Here is a 16,080-nt window from a genome sequence, read left to right as displayed (position 1 = left end):
CCACTGCGGACGGTTGCCCCGCCCTCACCCTAACCCTCTCCCGCAAGCGGGAGAGGGGATATAAAGCGCAGTGCTGAGGTAGTTGAAGCGCAGTGTTGGGGTAGCTAAAGCATTGTGCTGAGGTAGCGGAGGACGAGCGCTGAATGTGACGTCCGAACCGGACGGCCCCTTCTCCCGCTTGCGGGAGAAGGCTGGGATGAGGGCAGATCGCCTCTCGGACCAGGGCCGGCCTGAACCGGCCACGCATTACTTACCTAACCGCTCCAGCAGTTTCTGATGAATCCCGCCAAAGCCGCCGTTGCTCATCACCAGAATCGAATCACCCGGCTGCGCCGCTTTAGCCACCATCTCCACCAGCGTATCAATGTCCGCGCTCCAGTGCGCCGGCTGAATGCAGGCTTCCGCAACGTCGGCGACCTGCCACGGAATGTGGTGCGGCTGGAACAGGAATACCTCATCGGCACGCCCTAACGAAGGGGCCAGTTCGTTCTTGCTCACGCCCATCTTCATGGTATTAGAGCGCGGCTCAAGCACCGCCAGAATGCGTGCGGTGCCGCCGACTTTACTGCGCAGCGCCGCCAGCGTAGCGAGAATCGCCGTTGGGTGATGGGCAAAATCGTCATACACCTTAATCGCGTTCACTTCGCCGCGTAGCTCAAGGCGACGACGCGCGTTAATGAAGCTGTTCAGCGCCTCACCGGCATCGCACGGCTTCACGCCAACATGACGTGCGGCGGCAATCGCCATCAGGCCGTTGTGCATGTTGTGTTCGCCGACCAGCGCCCAGTTCACTTCCGCCACTCTCTCACCGTCGAGCCACGCTTCCCAGCGCGAGGCATCCGGCACCAGCTTCTTCGCCTGCCAGCGACCGTTATCGCCCACGCTCTCCTGCTCGCTCCAGCAGCCCATCGCCATCACCTGCTTAATGTTGTGATCGTGTTCCGGCAGCAGGATCTTGCCCTGACCCGGCACGATGCGCACCAGATGGTGGAACTGCTTCTGGATCGCCCGCAGATCGTCGAAGATGTCGGCATGATCGAACTCAAGATTGTTGAGGATCAGGGTGCGCGGGCAGTAATGTACAAACTTGGAACGCTTGTCGAAAAACGCGCAGTCGTACTCATCCGCCTCAATGACGAAGAATGGACTTTTTCCTAATTTTGCCGATACGTCGAAGTTACCCGGCACCCCACCAATAATAAAGCCCGGTTCCAGGCCGCAGGCCTCGAGAATCCACGCTGCCATGCCGGCTGTAGTGGTTTTGCCATGGGTACCGGCCACCGCCAGCACCCAGCGATCGCGCAGCACGAACTCGTGCAGCCATTGCGGTCCGGAGAGGTAAGGAATGTTGCGTTCCAGCACCGCTTCCACACACGGGTTGCCGCGCGTCATGGCGTTGCCGATGATCACCAGGTCCGGTGCCGGGTCCAGCTGCGAGGCGTCGTAACCTTCTGTTAATTCAATGCCTTGCTGTTGCAGCAGCGTGCTCATCGGCGGATAGACATTGGCATCTGAACCGGTCACTTCGTGTCCGAGCGAGCGGGCCAGCATCGCCAGTCCGCCCATAAAAGTGCCACAAATCCCAAGGATGTGAATGCGCATAAAAAGATCCATTACTCAAAAGTTCGGCGCACAGTGTAACGCCGAGTCCGGAGGGAAGAAACGGATTAGGACTATGGTTTTTGAAGTTCAATCGGCTAAACTGCGTACGCATACGTTGGTAGCTTGTTACAGCTGCTGCCACTCCATCGTAGATTCAGGGAATGTGTTATGAAAACGTTAGGCGAATTCATCGTCGAGAAGCAACACGACTTTCCTCACGCCACAGGTGAACTGACGGCGCTGATTTCCTCCATCAAGCTGGGCGCAAAAATCATCCACCGCGACATCAACAAAGCGGGTCTGGTGGATATTCTTGGTGCCAGCGGCGTAGAGAACGTGCAGGGTGAGCAGCAGATGAAGCTGGATCTGTTCGCTAACGAAAAGCTGAAAGCGGCACTGAAGGCGCGCGGTGTGGTCGCGGGGATTGCTTCCGAAGAAGAAGATGAGTTTGTCATCTTTGAAGGTTCGGAGAACGGTAAGTACGTAGTATTGATGGACCCGCTGGATGGTTCCTCGAACATCGACGTTAACGTTTCCGTCGGCACCATTTTCTCGATTTATCATCGTATTAGTGAGCCAGGCACGCCAATCACTGAAGCCGATTTCATGCAACCGGGCCACAAGCAGGTTGCCGCAGGTTACGTGGTGTACGGTTCCTCAACCATGATGGTGTACACCACCGGCGTGGGCGTTCATGCCTTCACTTACGATCCGTCGCTCGGTGTGTTCTGCCTGAGCCACGAACGCATGACCTTCCCGGAAAAAGGCTACACCTACTCAATCAACGAAGGGAACTACATCCGCTTCCCGCAGGGCGTGAAAAAGTATCTGAAGTTCTGCCAGGAAGAAGATGTTTCAACGAAGCGCCCTTACACCTCGCGCTACATCGGTTCGCTGGTGGCGGATTTCCACCGTAACCTGCTGAAAGGCGGCATTTATCTCTATCCCAGCACCGCCAGCCACCCGAAAGGCAAGCTGCGCCTGCTGTATGAGTGCAACCCGATGGCCTTCCTCGCCGAACAGGCAGGCGGTAAAGCCAGCGACGGTAAAAACCGTATCCTCGATATTCAGCCGGAAACGCTGCACCAGCGCTGCCCGTTCTTCTGCGGTAATGATGCGATGGTCGACGACGTTGAACGCTTTATGCGTGAGTTCCCGGACGAACATCAGGCGTAAGTAAGCGGGCATTTAAAATGCCTGCATGTGATGCCTGCCAGTAAATGATTTTCGGTCGCCATTAATGGCGACCCTACAGGTTGATGGCACGGTTTATGTTGGGTGCGCATTTATGCGCACCGCGTAAATTACCGCGTTATCTTCTCCCGCGTCGCCATCCATCAGGGCGAACGCAGGCAACGTTACCGGTCATCCCTGACCCCGCCCTGATTATGCTGTCGCCACGCGGAACTGTGCCATAGATGCCTGCAACTGCTGCGACTGCGCTTCCAGCGACTGCGTAGCGGCACTGGCCTGCTCCACCAGCGCGGCGTTTTGCTGCGCGGCTTCATCCATCTGCGTCACCGCCTGATTGACCTGCTCAATGCCGCGGCTCTGCTCTTCCGAGGCGATGGAGATCTCTTTCATTAGCGCGGTCACCCGCATCACTTCACTGGAGATCTCATCCATGGTTTCGCCGGCGCGCGTGGCCATGTCGCTGCCCTCTTTGACCCGCGTCTGTGATTCGCTGATCAACTCACGAATCTCTTTGGCGGCGCTGGCGCTGCGCCCGGCCAGGGTGCGCACTTCGTTGGCAACCACGGCAAAACCGCGCCCCTGCTCACCGGCACGCGCCGCTTCCACCGAGGCGTTGAGCGCCAGGATGTTGGTCTGGAACGCAATGCCGTCGATCACGCTGAGAATATCGGCGATTCGATCGGAACTGTGGGTGATCTCACGCATCTTCTCCATCACGTAGCACACCACTTCCGCGCCGCGGTCGGCGGTATCGGACACGCTACTGGCCAGCTGATTGGCCTGCTGCGCGTTACTGGCGTTAAGCCGGACGGTAGCCGTGAGCTGCTCCATGCTGGCGGCAGTCTGCTCCAGCGAGGCCGCCGACTCTTCCGTGCGCTGCGACAGATGCACCGTGCCCGCGGACAGCTCGCGGCTGCCGACGTCAATCTGCAGGCTGGCTTCACGCACCTGGCTGACCGAGTTGCGCAGCGCCAGCTGCATTCCCGTCAGCGCCTGGTTCAGACGGCCGATTTCGTTATTGGCCGCTGCCGGCAGCGGCTGCGACAGATCGCCGGCTGCAATCTGCTCCAGATGCTGGATCGCCCCGTCCAGCGGACGCAATAGCGCGCGGCGCAGCAGCAGCCAGGCCAGTGCAATCAGCAACAGAGTCAGCGCGACGGCGACGCCAATCATGATCTTCATCTGCAGTTCATTTTGCGCCGCTGCCGCCAGACGTGCGGCAGAGACCTCGTCGGCATACAGGCTGAAGTCGTTCACTGCCTTGGAATAGTTAGCCGCCAGCTGCGACAGGTTGCCCTCCAGCACCTGGTAATACTCATCGGTATACTGCTTTTGCAGCGCATCCATCATGGGTGCCATGGCACCTTTCTGATACGCGCTGAACGCGGCCGCGACCGCATCAGCGAGGCTTTTGCCCTGCGCGGTGACGGTACCGGCATCAATAAACGCGGCCAGATGGCGTTGCGAGCTGGCGACATCCGCCTGCGCCTGTTTGGTAACGGTCGCGCCCTCGTCCAGCAGGCCGATTTCGATTTTGCGTACCGCCAGCGCGGCGCTGGCGCGGGCACGCATCAGATCGGCGTTGCTCTGATACAGGCTGTTAAGTTCAATGCCCTGAATACGGTTGATGGCGTCAAGTGACTGGTTGCCGGAATTGATGGCGTAGATGCCCATACCGCTCACTGCCAGCAGCAGCAGCGTCATAAAGGCCAGAAGAGAGAGTAAAGCCGTGCGTATAGATAGCTGTGTGATCATGATAATTCCCGTGCGCTTTAAAAAAGGGAGAATCCAGTAGCCCTAAAACGGAGAGATTATCGGCAGTGACCGGGGGAAACTTTATCCTTCATTGATGGTCAACCTGATTACGATCATCTACGCTTCAGATTTCCTGAAGTTCGTAGCGCTAAAAGCAAGGAATGTAACGATGAAAAAATGGCTTCCGCTCGCCTGTCTGTTCGCGTCCAGCGTAGCAATGGCACAGCAAAACCCTATCGATCAGCAGCTCAATCAATGCCTGAATAAAGAGTCCAGCACCGCCGGCATGTCGCAGTGCTACAGCACGGCCAATAAGGCGTGGGACAAAGAGATGAATGCGCAATATAGCCAGCTGATGAAGAAATTAACCGGTGAGCCCAAAGACAAACTGCGCAATGCGCAGCGCGCCTGGCTGGCCTACCGTGATAGCTGGACCGATGCCAGCCGTAGCTATTTCCTCAGCAGTCAGGGCTCCATGGCGGCGCTGTCAGTGGGCGCGCAGGGCGTCAGTCTGGTGCGCAACCAGGCGCTGATGCTGCAATCAATCAACAAAGGCAGTTGCGCCAATCCCGATGATTGTTGATAAATGGGGGCGTTAAACACGCTTAGCGCTGGCCACGGTCAGCGCGCCCATTATTCACGGAGAAACCATGGCTGCCTACGCCTCGACCCTCATTCTTATCTGCCTCGCCATCCTGAGCTACTTCGTCCACAACAGCGCCGTTACCATTTCGATTCTCATCCTGCTGGTGATTAAGCTCACGCCGCTGGCACAGTTCTTTCCCTACGTCGAAAAGCAAGGCATCCAGATTGGTATCATTATTCTCACCGTGGCCGTCATGGCACCGCTGGCAAGCGGCACGCTGCCGGCCTCGTCGCTGCTGAAATCCTTTGCTAACTGGCAATCCATTGTGGCGATTATCGTTGGCGTGTTTGTTGCCTGGCTCGGCGGTCGCGGCGTCAGTTTAATGAGCGTGCAGCCGTCGGTGATTGGCGGGTTGCTGATTGGCACGGTGATTGGTGTGGCGTTCTTTCGCGGCGTGCCGGTCGGGCCGCTAATCGCCGCAGGGATTGTGTCGCTGTTTGTCACCACGAAGTAGCCTGCTGGACCATTCCGAAACGCCAAAAAGGGGGCATACTTTCAGAGTCAGTTGGCTATAATAGCCGTCACTCAACTTACGACTAATGAAGGAAAGCCAGATGAGTTTGAACCAGGTGCCTGCAGGTAAAGATCTGCCAGAAGATATCTATGTCGTCATCGAGATCCCGGCCAACGCCGATCCGATCAAATATGAAGTGGACAAAGAGTCTGGCGCCCTGTTTGTAGACCGTTTCATGTCTACCGCCATGTTCTATCCGTGCAACTACGGTTACATCAACCACACGCTGTCTCTGGATGGTGACCCGGTTGACGTGCTGGTGCCAACCCCGTATCCGCTGCAGCCAGGTTCAGTGATCCGCTGCCGTCCGGTGGGCGTGCTGAAGATGACCGACGAATCAGGTGAAGATGCCAAACTGGTAGCGGTTCCGCACACCAAGCTGAGCAAAGAGTACGATCACATTAAAGATGTGAACGACCTGCCAGAACTGCTGAAAGCGCAGATCACCCACTTCTTCGAGCACTACAAAGATCTGGAAAAAGGCAAATGGGTGAAGGTTGACGGCTGGGACAACGCGGAAGCGGCTAAAGCTGAAATCATCTCCTCTTTCGAGCGCGCACAGAAGAAATAAGTTTTCTGTCAGCGCTGCCGCATCGCTATATACGGCGATCGGCAGATAAAAAAACACCGCCCACTGGGCGGTGTTTTTATTTACGCTTCTGCGGCGTCATCGCGCCGTAACCAGTCGCCACTCGCGATGCGGGTGCGACCGGCAATCGAACGCTGATACACGTACAGCCAGGCGCTGCCGTAGGGCGTCTGGATCAGCTGGCGCTTATACTCGCCGTTCTTGCTGCGCAAGGCATCCAGCTCGCCGAGGGTACTGGCGTCGATGCGATACACTTCGCAGTACACCGTGCCGTCCCCCTCAACCACGCCCGGATAGTGACCGAGATTGTAGAGCGCAAACCCTTCAATCTGATGGTCGCCGAGCCATTGCGCATTGGTCATCCAATGACTATTTCCCTGTTTGCGCCGTAAACTGCCGTAGACAATTATTCGCATTGCTAAAACTCAAACTGATAGAGCAAATCCAGTGCCTGATCGAGACCCGACACGGCTTCCAAATAGAGTTTGGGCATCAGGCGATAACGCAAAGTGAGCGTCGCCAGTGAATCAAATATGCCAACACCGTATTTTACCTGCAGACCCGGCAGCACATAACCACTCACCTGCACCTGCTGGCTGTCGCCGACACCGGTGGTATCAAGCGCAAGGTTACTGACGCCGAAGGTCTCGCCGATTTTACCCATAACCTGACCACTTTGTGCAACCCCCAGTCCAACCAGCGCCGAGGTTAAGGCATTGCTGTCGCCATCACTGCTGAGTCCCTGACCGCGTAACAGGTAAGACAGCGCCTCCTGCTGCGACATTGCCGGGTCGGAGAAGACCTCCACCTTCGGCTCGTCGGCCAGTCCGGTGACGCGCAGACCGGCTGTCACATCATCCTCGGTGGCTTCCGGGTTACGAATCGCCTCCAGGTTGACGTACGGCTGATCCGGCGGACCGGCGAACTGCAGCTCGCCTTTACGCACAATCAGATCCTGACCATACGCGTGGAAACGGCCGGAAGGAATATTGATTTGTCCGTTTAAGCCCAGGCCGGTTTTATCCTGCACCAGTTTGAGATCGCCGTTGAGTCGCGCTTTCAGGCCAAAGGCCGAGAGGCGCACATCGTTGCCGACGTGGATCACCAGATTGCTGTTGATCGGGATCGCGGCGGTTTTCGGCTGAATCGGCTTGAGGTTCTCATCCAGCATCACCTCATCCGACGACACGCCGGTAGCGCTCTCCGGCACTTCCTGCACCGTGATGCGCGCCCACGGAATATCAACCTTGCCGTCAAGGTTGAACGCCGCCGGTGTGGCTTCAAACGCCAGGTCCGGCGAAACGTCCATCCGCACCATCGGCGGAACGGTAACGCGAATACGGCTGCCCTGCGCAGTAACGCGCGCGCGCCAGTTATCCAGCTGGCTCCAGTCCGCGTTGCCGCCCAGATTGAGGTTACCCTGCTGCGTCTGGATCAGGCCGTTGAGCGTGGAACTCATGCCGTTAAACACCAGGTTGAGATTAGCCGAGGTGAGATCGACCGGCATAAAGCTGCCATCCACATCAACATCACTCAGCCCCAGCTGACCAAAGATCTGCGGCTGCTGCAGCGTGCCGCCGAGACGCAGATTGCTGTTGAGGTTGCCTTTAATCTTCTCGCCCTGCATCAGCGCCGGGTTGAGCATCGCCAGCGAAATGTTGCTGATGCCGATGTTGCCTGACAGCTGGCGGCGATTCTCCGGATCGGCGATTTGCACGTTGCCGCTCAGCTGACCGTTATTCACGATGTGAATCAGCCAGTCGAGCTGCGCGCGTCCATTACGCAGCGCCGCATTCAGGTTGAGCGTGTCGAAGGCGATCGGCAGGTTATTCCCCTGCACATCCTGCACCACTTTTACGCCGTTTCCTTTAAGCGACACCGTGCCGGTCGGCAGCGCGCCGTCGGCGGTCCAGTTCACGCGCGCATCACCGCTGAACACGCCGTTCAGCTGGGTGGCATCGGTGAGGAACGGCTTAACCATCGCCAGATCGAAGCGGTTCAGCACCACGTGCGCATGGCCGCTGGCTCCGGCCTCGATCGGCTCCGGCACGCACAGCTGCGCGTTGGGGTTTTGCCAGCAGTGCGGCCCGATGGTGGCGCTCTGTTTGCTCTTCAGGTAGTCAATCGTCATCGCGCGCGTCAGGCGCCATTCGCCCACCGGCGTGTCAAAACGCGTATTGTTGAGATTACCCTGCCAGCGCTGCGTCTGGCGGTCAAAGCTGCCGTTGAGCGCCAGCTGGCCGGAGACCGGCTCGCCCTGCACGTTGAGTTTCAGCTGATGCTGCTTCTCGTTACCGTCGGCGTTGAGCGTTAGCAGGCCGATCTTAAGCGCGTCCTGCTGTAGCTGCTCCACGCGCAGCTGCAGTTTACCGGCGACCTGATCGCTGGATTTCACATCGCTCTGCAGCGTGACACGGCGGATCTGCAACTGCTGCCAGCGCAGGCCGCTGGCGGTTAGATCGGCCAGCAGCTGGGGCGCCTGCAGCGTACCGCGCGCCTTGATGGTGCCTTTGGCTACGCCGCCGAGGCCCGGCAGCGCGTTATCCAGATGCGGTGCATCGACACTGGCATCCAGATTTAGCGCGTCGCCCAGTTCGCCCTTCACGTCGAGATGGTTGCGCCCCAGCGCGATGTCAATGCCGGGGATTTTCCACTGATTGTAACTGTTGCCGGTCAGCGAGCCTTCGGCGCTCACCGCGTTCTGTTTCACATTGCCCTTCAGCGCCAGCTGCGGCACGCTGAGCTGCCAGCTACCGCCGTACAGGCTACCTCGCGTGGTGATTTTACCGTCGAGCTTCGCCGGCCAGTCAGGATACTGTTTAGCGGTATTGATGCCCGCCAGCGTCAGTTCGCTGCGCCAGCTGATGGCTTTGCTCCAGTCCACCAGCGCGCTAAGGTCAATGTTGCCCTGCAGCGCCGCCACACGCAGTTTATCCAGACTGAACTGCTGCACGTTGCCTTTACCGTCCAGCGTAATGGTGGCCGGCGGCACCGCTTCGCCCTTCACCGCAGTGCGCAGCGACATCACGTAGTCGGTGGCTTTGCCGCTGAACTGGTAGTCGAGATTATCCGCCTGATACTGCACCGGACCGGTCAGCGGCCAGCGCAGCTGCGGGCTGGTGAGTTTGAGCGACAGCGGCAGACCGGCGACCGCCGGCTGTGCGGCGGCGTCCAGCTGGGCACGCACCGGCCCCGAGAGATTCAGGCCCAGCTTCAGCTCGTCGCGCATTGCCCCGGCGAGGTTCAGTTTGATCTTCTCGCCTTTAATCGGATCGAGATTCAGCGAGCCGTTGAGCACAAAATTGACCGGCCAGTTATCCGCCAGCCGGGCATCGCCGCTGGCGTTGATCTGTCCCTGCGGCGAGTCGACGTTAAAGGTCTCCAGCTGCACATGCCGGTCGGTAGTTTTGGCCTTCAGCAGCAGACGCGTAATCGCCACATCCGTATCGCCGGTGATGCGCAACTGCTCACCCAACAGCTGCTGCACGTTGATGTCGAGCGGCAGCTGGAAATCCGGCAGTGCCGGCAGCAGCGGCTCGGCAAACATCGCCTGCAGCGTTTCGCCCAGCGGTTTTTCATCCGGCTGCGGCTGCTGTACTTTAGGCTGCACCACCTGTTCGTCCGCCACTTTCGCCGCCTTCGGCAGCGCGATTAGCAGGCTCTGGATATGGGTGGGATTGAGCGTCAGCGCGCGATCCTGCCACTGCAGGCCGCTGGTGAAATCGAGCAGCGAAATGGCGGTGTCATCGACTTTAACGTTGATGTTATGCAGGCTGACCCGGCTCAGGGTAATCGGGTATGGCGTGCTGAGATTGCTGCTGCCGCTCTCCTCTTCCGGCGGCGGCGCACTGGCGGGCGTCATTTTTTTGCTGTCGACCACCACGCTGACATCCTGCAGCGCGATATCGTTCACGCACACCGAGGAGTGCAGCAGGCAGTTGAGGTTGAGCGCCAGATGGAAGCGCCCGGCATCCACGCTGACGCCCGGCATCTGGTACTTCACGCCGCTCAGCGTCAGATCGCGCCAGCCGCCTTCCACCTTGTTAATCGACAGGCCCGGCACCCAGCGATCGGCACCTTTAAACAACAGATGCAATCCGGGCGTGGTGCCCACCAGAAACGCCACGCTGGCCAACAGCACCAGCAGGAAAATACCAATACCGATCAGGACCTTTTTCCACAGCTTCATAGTTCAGGCCCCAGTCCTACATAAAATTGCAATCCATGCTCCTTGTCGTCACCAATCGGGCGCGCGATATCAAACTTGATCGGCCCTACCGGAGAAGACCAGCGCACGCCGAAGCCTGCACCGGTTTTAACGTTACTCTGCTTGATGTCGTTGACCGCTTCACCGGAGTCGACGAATACCGCACCCCACCATTTGCCGGAGACGTTGTACTGATACTCAAGCGAGCCGGTGGCCAGCTTTGAGGCACCGGTGAGTTTGCCTTCGTCGTCGCGCGGCGAGATATCTTTGTATTTGTAACCGCGAATGCTGCGGTCACCGCCGGCGAAGAAGCGCAGATCGGGCGGCACTTTTTCAAAGTCGTTGGTTTCAATCCAGCCAAGGTTACCGCGCGCCACAAAGCGATGCTTCTCGCCCAGCGTGCGGATCCACACGTTCTGCGCCTGCAGGATCAGGAAGTCGACGTCCGAGCCCCAGGTGGTGTCCGACACGTCTACCGAGTAGCGCTGTGAATCGCCCCAGGTCGGCATCAGGCCGCCGCGCGAACGGGTGCGGTTCAGGCTGACGCCCGGATAGAGCAGCATGGTGGTGTTGGTGACGCTGCCCTGAGTAAAGTGGTCGAGACTCCAGCGCAGGTTAACCGCGCGCTGCCAGCCGGAGCTGCTGTCCCAGTTACGCGACATCGCCAGCGTGGTGGTGTCCGATTTGGTGTCGTTGAGATCGGTGCGTTTCAGGCCGCCGGAGAAGGTGTAGTACTGCTCCAGCGGACTTTTCAGCAGCGGCACTTTATAGCTAAGATCAAGCTGCTGCTCCGGCGCGGAGATATAGGCGCTGGAGGTCAGGCTGTGGCCGCTGTCATTGATCCACGGCTTTTTCCACGTGCCTTTCAGCCGCGGTCCGACGTCCGTCGAGTAACCGACACCGGCTTCGATGGTGTTCTCCACGCGCGGCGACACGGCGGCGCTGAGCGGCAGCACTTTGGTCTGGCGCCCTTTATCGAACTCCGGTGCCACGACGACAGAATTAAACCAGCCGGTGGCGGAGAGGCGCCGATTGAGTTCGGCCAAATCGCGTGAGCTATAGGGATCGCCCTTTTTGAACGGCACCAGGTTGCGCAGATAGGCTTCATTGATTTGCGAGCCTTCAAAGCTGACATCGCCGAAGCGATAGCGCGGGCCGCTGTCGTAGTCGATATCCCAGAACGCTAAGCGCCGTTCTACCGAGACACCAAGCTGGCTCTGCTTAAAGTCACCGTCGAAGTAACCATTACGCAGCGCCAGGCTGGAGAAGCCGTTTTTGAATTTATCGTAGTCGCCGTGATTGAGCTGGCTGCCGACTTTCGGCCTGCCCTGCTTCACCCACGCCTGATAGTCAGGATCGTCTTTTGCGGCACCTTCCACCACAATGGTGCTGCCGCCAATCTTCACCGGCTCACCGGCGGTGACGCGGGCAATCAGCACTGGACGGCCACCCTGCGGCGGTGCCGGGCGTGATTCAAAGTCGATCTGCGGCTCGTAATAGCCCAGCGCACGCAAACCTTCTTTGATCGCGGCAGCCACGCGCGCCTGGAAACGGCCATCGTTCGACACCTCGTCACTGCCGATAGTGGACAAGCGCGCCCTGACGTTTTTCTGTAACTCCCCGGTCAGGCCTTCCAGCTGCAGTCGCACTTTGGCTGCCTCAACAGCAGGTGCGGCAAGCAGCAGGCTGGCCAAGCAATAAGCATGAAATCGCGGCACGCGTACTCCTGTTAATAATGCCTGCCCCTATTCCGCAGGGGCGTTAACTCTGGTGGAAAGGGTATCACCACACCTTGCATACCCATCAGCATAGCCGCTCTTTTTTGCGAGCGGCTGCGTAAAAACGGCCGCTAAGCCAAATCGACTGCTATTGTCGGTAAATGTGTGGACCGATACAACAACGAAGCCGCGCTTCTGCGCACCGCCAGCCGCCACTCGGATTAATCCGAGCCGGCCAATCACGCCGCTGGCGGCAGCAATAGCGCTGCTGCTATAATCAGCGACCAGCAGGCCTCGCCTGCACGCATTTCTGCCCCGACGTTAACGTGACTTTGTCGAACTGGCGCAGACATTTTTGGCACGGATAGCCCTGTTTGACGGGTAAGTACCGGATGTACGCCTCTTCGCGCTGCCCAGGCCAAAAATGACAAGTGATTAACCCAACGGATCTTTTATGCTTGATAGCCTGCTTGTCATTCTTTTACTGATCGTAATCAGTTCATTTTTTTCTCTGTCGGAGATCTCGCTGGCGGCTGCCCGCAAGATCAAACTGAAACTGCTGGCCGATGAAGGCAACATCAACGCGCAGCGCGTGCTGAAGATGCAGGAACAGCCTGGCATGTTCTTCACCGTGGTACAGATTGGCCTCAACGCCGTCGCGATTCTCGGCGGTATCGTCGGCGATGCGGCGTTTTCGCCCGCCTTCAGCAGCCTGTTCAACCGCTTTATGGAGCCGGAACTGGCGGATCAGCTCAGCTTTATCTGCTCCTTCACCATCGTCACCAGCCTGTTTATTCTGTTTGCCGACCTGACGCCAAAACGTGTCGGCATGATCGCGCCGGAAGCCATCGCGCTGCGCATCATCAATCCGATGCGCTTCTGCCTGCTGGTTTTCCGCCCGCTGGTATGGCTGTTCAATGGCCTGGCCAACGTGTTCTTTCGCATCTTTAAGCTGCCGATGGTGCGTAAAGATGACATCACCTCGGATGACATTTACGCGGTGGTAGAAGCGGGCGCGCTGGCCGGCGTGCTGCGCAAGCAGGAGCACGAGCTGATCGAGAACGTGTTTGAGCTGGAATCACGCACCGTGCCTTCGTCCATGACCTCGCGTGAAAACATCGTGTGGTTCGATCTGCACGAAGACGAAACCAGCCTGAAAACCAAAATCGCGCAACACCCGCATTCGAAGTTTCTGGTGTGCGACGGCGATATCGACCATATCGTTGGTTACGTTGATTCCAAAGAGCTGCTGCTGCGCGTGCTGGGCAACCAGAGCATGACGCTCAACAGCGGCGTGCAGATTCGTTCGGCGCTGATTGTGCCGGATACGCTGACGCTGTCAGAGGCGCTGGAGAGCTTTAAAACCGCCGGCGAAGACTTCGCGGTGATCATGAACGAATATGCGCTGGTGGTCGGGATTATCACGCTTAACGACGTGATGACCACGCTGATGGGCGATCTGGTCGGTCAGGGGCTGGAAGAGCAGATTGTGGCGCGTGATGAGAATTCCTGGCTGGTGGAAGGCGGTACGCCGATTGATGACGTGATGCGCGTGCTGGATATCGACGAGTTCCCGCAGTCCGGCAACTACGAGACCATCGGCGGCTTCATGATGTATATGCTGCGTAAGATCCCCAAACGCACCGATTTCGTCAAATTCTCCGGCTACAAATTTGAGGTGGTGGATATCGACAGCTACCGCATCGACCAGCTGCTGGTGACGCGCATTGACGATCGCCCGCCGGTGCTGAATGTGTCGAAGAGTACGCTGGATGAGTCTGAAGGGCCTGCCGCGTAGCAGTGATTGTGCGGTTACAGAAAGATTCAGGGCGCCAGCGGCGCCCTTTCTTTTGCTTAGTTGTACTCGGCTTGCAGCCGCAGCACCTGGCGGTTGATTTCTGACATCACGCTAAGGTGCTGTTTATCCTTGACGCGCGGCAACATGACTTTGCCTTTGTCGAACTCAAACGCGCCAACATCCTTGATGTACAACCTTCCTTTAAATAGCGTCTTTACATATTTCGCAATTTGCAGCGGATTATAGCGCTGGAAGATCTTCATGCTGTTTAACTCCTGAACAGATGTAATACGCTTCGCCGTTGCCAAATTCGGTACGAGCCCTTGAAGCGCAAATGAGGCATAACTATAGAACATGATTCCTTGCCGATGTTCCGAAAAAATGGATTTTTTACTGAATTGACACATCATTACAGAGAACTCTGTCATAACGATCACAAAATCCAGTATAAACCTTCATTGGTTAAGGAATTGTGGCATGGGTTACAAAGCTGCTATCTCATCGCGACAGGCGCATCATCCACGCCTAATATTGCAAAAACATGAATAACTGGTCGGATCACTAAGGAGCATTACCATGCGTTTGGCACATTCCATGATAGCCCTGGCGCTGCTGCTGCCCAGCCTTGCCTCAGCCCACGCGTTTAAGGTTGGCGAGCGCGTACCGGCAGTCGGCGTTAACGACAAAGGAGAACTGCTGTATCAGCAGGAGAAGTTTCGCTACCAGCCATGGAATAGCGCCCAGCTGAGTGGCAAAGTGCGGGTCATCCTGCACATTGCCGGACGCTCGTCAGCCAAAGAACAGAACGCCGCGCTGATTGAAGCCATCAAAGCCGCCCAGCTGCCGCACGACCGCTATCAAACCACCACGGTGGTTAATACCGATGATGCCATTCCCGGCACCGGGATGTTTGTGCGCAGCAGCATTGAGAGCAATAAACAGCAGTATCCGTGGTCGCAGTTTATTGTCGACAGCAACGGCAACGCGCGCAAGGCGTGGCAGCTGGAGAAAGGCGGTTCGGCAATTGTGATTCTGGATAAGACCGGCCATGTGCGTTACGCCAAAGACGGTCCGCTGACGCAGGATGAAGTGCAGCAGGCGATGAAACTGATCCATCAGCTGCTGCAGGCGTGATCGCGCCACAGCGGGTGGCGCGCATAGCGTATCAGAACAGCGAGACGCGGAAGCCCGGATTCAGGAACGACTCGCGCGGCGCGTAGTCGAGGGTTTTGCCCTGCCAGTCATGCACGTGTGCGCCAGCGGCAATCGCCACCGCATGGCCGGCACCGGTATCCCATATATTGGTCGGCCCGAAGCGCGGATAGAGCTGCGCCTTGCCCTCTGCCACCAGGCAGAACTTGAGCGAGGAGCCGATAGCGGTGGTCTGGTGCTCGCCCAGCTGGGTCAGATACTCTTTCAGCTCTTCGTCTTTATCGGCGTGCGAACGGCTCACCACCACCAGCAGCGGTCGCGCTTCACGTACGTGGATCTGCGTGGTGTGGCCGCCCTCTTCTTTCCACGCTTTGCCTTCGGCCGCAGAATACATCACCCCCAGCGCCGGCGCGTACACCACGCCCAGCACCGGTTTGCCGTGCTCAATCAGCGCGATATTGACCGTGAACTCGCCGTTACGCTTGATGAACTCTTTGGTGCCGTCGAGCGGATCGACCAGCCAGTATTGCTGCCAGTGCTGACGCACATCCCAGCCGGGTGGATCCTCTTCCGACAGCACCGGCACGTCAGGCGTCAGCGCTGCTAAGCCCTGCACGATAACCTGATGTGCCGCCAGATCGGCCGCCGTGACCGGTGAATCATCCGATTTACGCGTCACGTCCAGCGGTTGTGCGCCATCGTAGACCTGCATAATGGCATCGCCTGCGCTGCGCGCCAGCTGGCAAATTTTATCTAACATTGTTCACCTCATTTCGGCTGATGCTGCCGCTGAAACCCCGGCAGCCCGTCTCCAGATATTTTAGCAGCTGCGCTGTGACAGCCGCAGCTAAGCGTATTCGCTTTTATTATCAATATCATAGTTCGGTCGTGGCGGCTATGGCGCA

At 58.0% G+C, this 16,080-nt stretch carries 13 protein-coding genes; 6 read left to right on the top strand and 7 right to left on the bottom strand.

The window, feature by feature from the left end:
* Nucleotides 1–246 precede the first annotated feature (246 nt).
* Nucleotides 247–1,602, bottom strand: coding sequence for a UDP-N-acetylmuramate:L-alanyl-gamma-D-glutamyl-meso-diaminopimelate ligase (gene mpl / locus ABVR31_RS02420; RefSeq protein WP_372771756.1), 1,356 nt, complete (start codon nucleotides 1,600–1,602; stop codon nucleotides 247–249).
* Nucleotides 1,603–1,770: 168 nt separating this feature from the next.
* Here mpl and fbp point away from each other — a divergent pair, with 168 nt between their 5' ends.
* Nucleotides 1,771–2,778: a class 1 fructose-bisphosphatase gene (gene fbp, locus ABVR31_RS02415; protein ID WP_021509731.1), complete on the top strand. Its 1,008-nt coding sequence runs from the start codon at nucleotides 1,771–1,773 to the stop codon at nucleotides 2,776–2,778.
* 210 nt (nucleotides 2,779–2,988) lie between these two features.
* Here fbp and ABVR31_RS02410 read toward each other — a convergent pair whose 3' ends face one another.
* A complete protein-coding gene (locus tag ABVR31_RS02410) occupies nucleotides 2,989–4,548 on the bottom strand; it encodes a methyl-accepting chemotaxis protein (protein WP_372773954.1) in 1,560 nt (519 codons plus the stop codon).
* A 172-nt stretch (nucleotides 4,549–4,720) separates the two neighbouring features.
* On the opposite strand from ABVR31_RS02410, the gene ABVR31_RS02405 reads away from it, so the two are divergent.
* From ABVR31_RS02405 to ppa, 3 genes are all read left to right on the top strand, one after another.
* Complete coding sequence (locus tag ABVR31_RS02405) at nucleotides 4,721–5,134, top strand: lysozyme inhibitor LprI family protein (RefSeq protein ID WP_021509735.1); 414 nt, start codon at nucleotides 4,721–4,723, stop codon at nucleotides 5,132–5,134.
* 67 nt (nucleotides 5,135–5,201) lie between these two features.
* The gene (locus ABVR31_RS02400) at nucleotides 5,202–5,651 is read left to right on the top strand and encodes a DUF441 domain-containing protein (RefSeq protein ID WP_021509736.1); all 450 of its coding nucleotides are present in this window, start codon (nucleotides 5,202–5,204) and stop codon (nucleotides 5,649–5,651) included.
* A 100-nt stretch (nucleotides 5,652–5,751) separates the two neighbouring features.
* A complete protein-coding gene (gene ppa, locus ABVR31_RS02395) occupies nucleotides 5,752–6,282 on the top strand; it encodes an inorganic diphosphatase (RefSeq protein WP_021509737.1) in 531 nt (176 codons plus the stop codon).
* 80 nt (nucleotides 6,283–6,362) lie between these two features.
* Here the strand turns inward: ppa and ABVR31_RS02390 are convergent, their stop codons facing one another.
* The 3 genes from ABVR31_RS02390 to ABVR31_RS02380 are packed head-to-tail and all read right to left on the bottom strand — an operon-like array spanning nucleotide 6,363 to nucleotide 12,225.
* Nucleotides 6,363–6,716: a gamma-glutamylcyclotransferase gene (locus ABVR31_RS02390; protein WP_031280151.1), complete on the bottom strand. Its 354-nt coding sequence runs from the start codon at nucleotides 6,714–6,716 to the stop codon at nucleotides 6,363–6,365.
* A 2-nt stretch (nucleotides 6,717–6,718) separates the two neighbouring features.
* Nucleotides 6,719–10,489 carry a translocation/assembly module TamB domain-containing protein gene (locus ABVR31_RS02385; protein WP_372771755.1) on the bottom strand — a complete coding sequence of 1,257 codons (3,771 nt, stop codon included), beginning with the start codon at nucleotides 10,487–10,489 and terminating at the stop codon, nucleotides 6,719–6,721.
* Entirely contained in the window at nucleotides 10,486–12,225 is a 1,740-nt protein-coding gene (locus tag ABVR31_RS02380; RefSeq protein WP_031280152.1) for an autotransporter assembly complex family protein, read from the bottom strand. Before ABVR31_RS02380 ends, ABVR31_RS02385 begins: the two co-directional genes overlap by 4 nt.
* A gap of 454 nt (nucleotides 12,226–12,679) precedes the next feature.
* On the opposite strand from ABVR31_RS02380, the gene ABVR31_RS02375 reads away from it, so the two are divergent.
* Entirely contained in the window at nucleotides 12,680–14,023 is a 1,344-nt protein-coding gene (locus tag ABVR31_RS02375; protein WP_021509741.1) for a hemolysin family protein, read from the top strand.
* 56 nt (nucleotides 14,024–14,079) lie between these two features.
* On the opposite strand, the gene ABVR31_RS02370 is transcribed toward ABVR31_RS02375, so the two are convergent.
* Nucleotides 14,080–14,286 carry a DUF1107 domain-containing protein gene (locus tag ABVR31_RS02370; RefSeq protein WP_031280153.1) on the bottom strand — a complete coding sequence of 69 codons (207 nt, stop codon included), beginning with the start codon at nucleotides 14,284–14,286 and terminating at the stop codon, nucleotides 14,080–14,082.
* A 313-nt stretch (nucleotides 14,287–14,599) separates the two neighbouring features.
* On the opposite strand from ABVR31_RS02370, the gene ABVR31_RS02365 reads away from it, so the two are divergent.
* The gene (locus ABVR31_RS02365) at nucleotides 14,600–15,157 is read left to right on the top strand and encodes a YtfJ family protein (protein ID WP_166712154.1); all 558 of its coding nucleotides are present in this window, start codon (nucleotides 14,600–14,602) and stop codon (nucleotides 15,155–15,157) included.
* Between the two features lie 31 nt (nucleotides 15,158–15,188).
* Here the strand turns inward: ABVR31_RS02365 and cysQ are convergent, their stop codons facing one another.
* A complete protein-coding gene (cysQ, locus tag ABVR31_RS02360) occupies nucleotides 15,189–15,935 on the bottom strand; it encodes a 3'(2'),5'-bisphosphate nucleotidase CysQ (RefSeq protein WP_021509744.1) in 747 nt (248 codons plus the stop codon).
* Between the last annotated feature and the right edge of the window lie 145 nt (nucleotides 15,936–16,080).

Origin of the sequence: Pantoea sp. WEP (assembly GCF_041678305.1) — a bacterium.
In the GTDB taxonomy this organism is placed as follows: domain Bacteria; phylum Pseudomonadota; class Gammaproteobacteria; order Enterobacterales; family Enterobacteriaceae; genus Pantoea; species Pantoea dispersa.
Note: the sequence above shows the minus strand (reverse complement) of the source record. Positions and strands in the feature narration are given on the sequence as shown.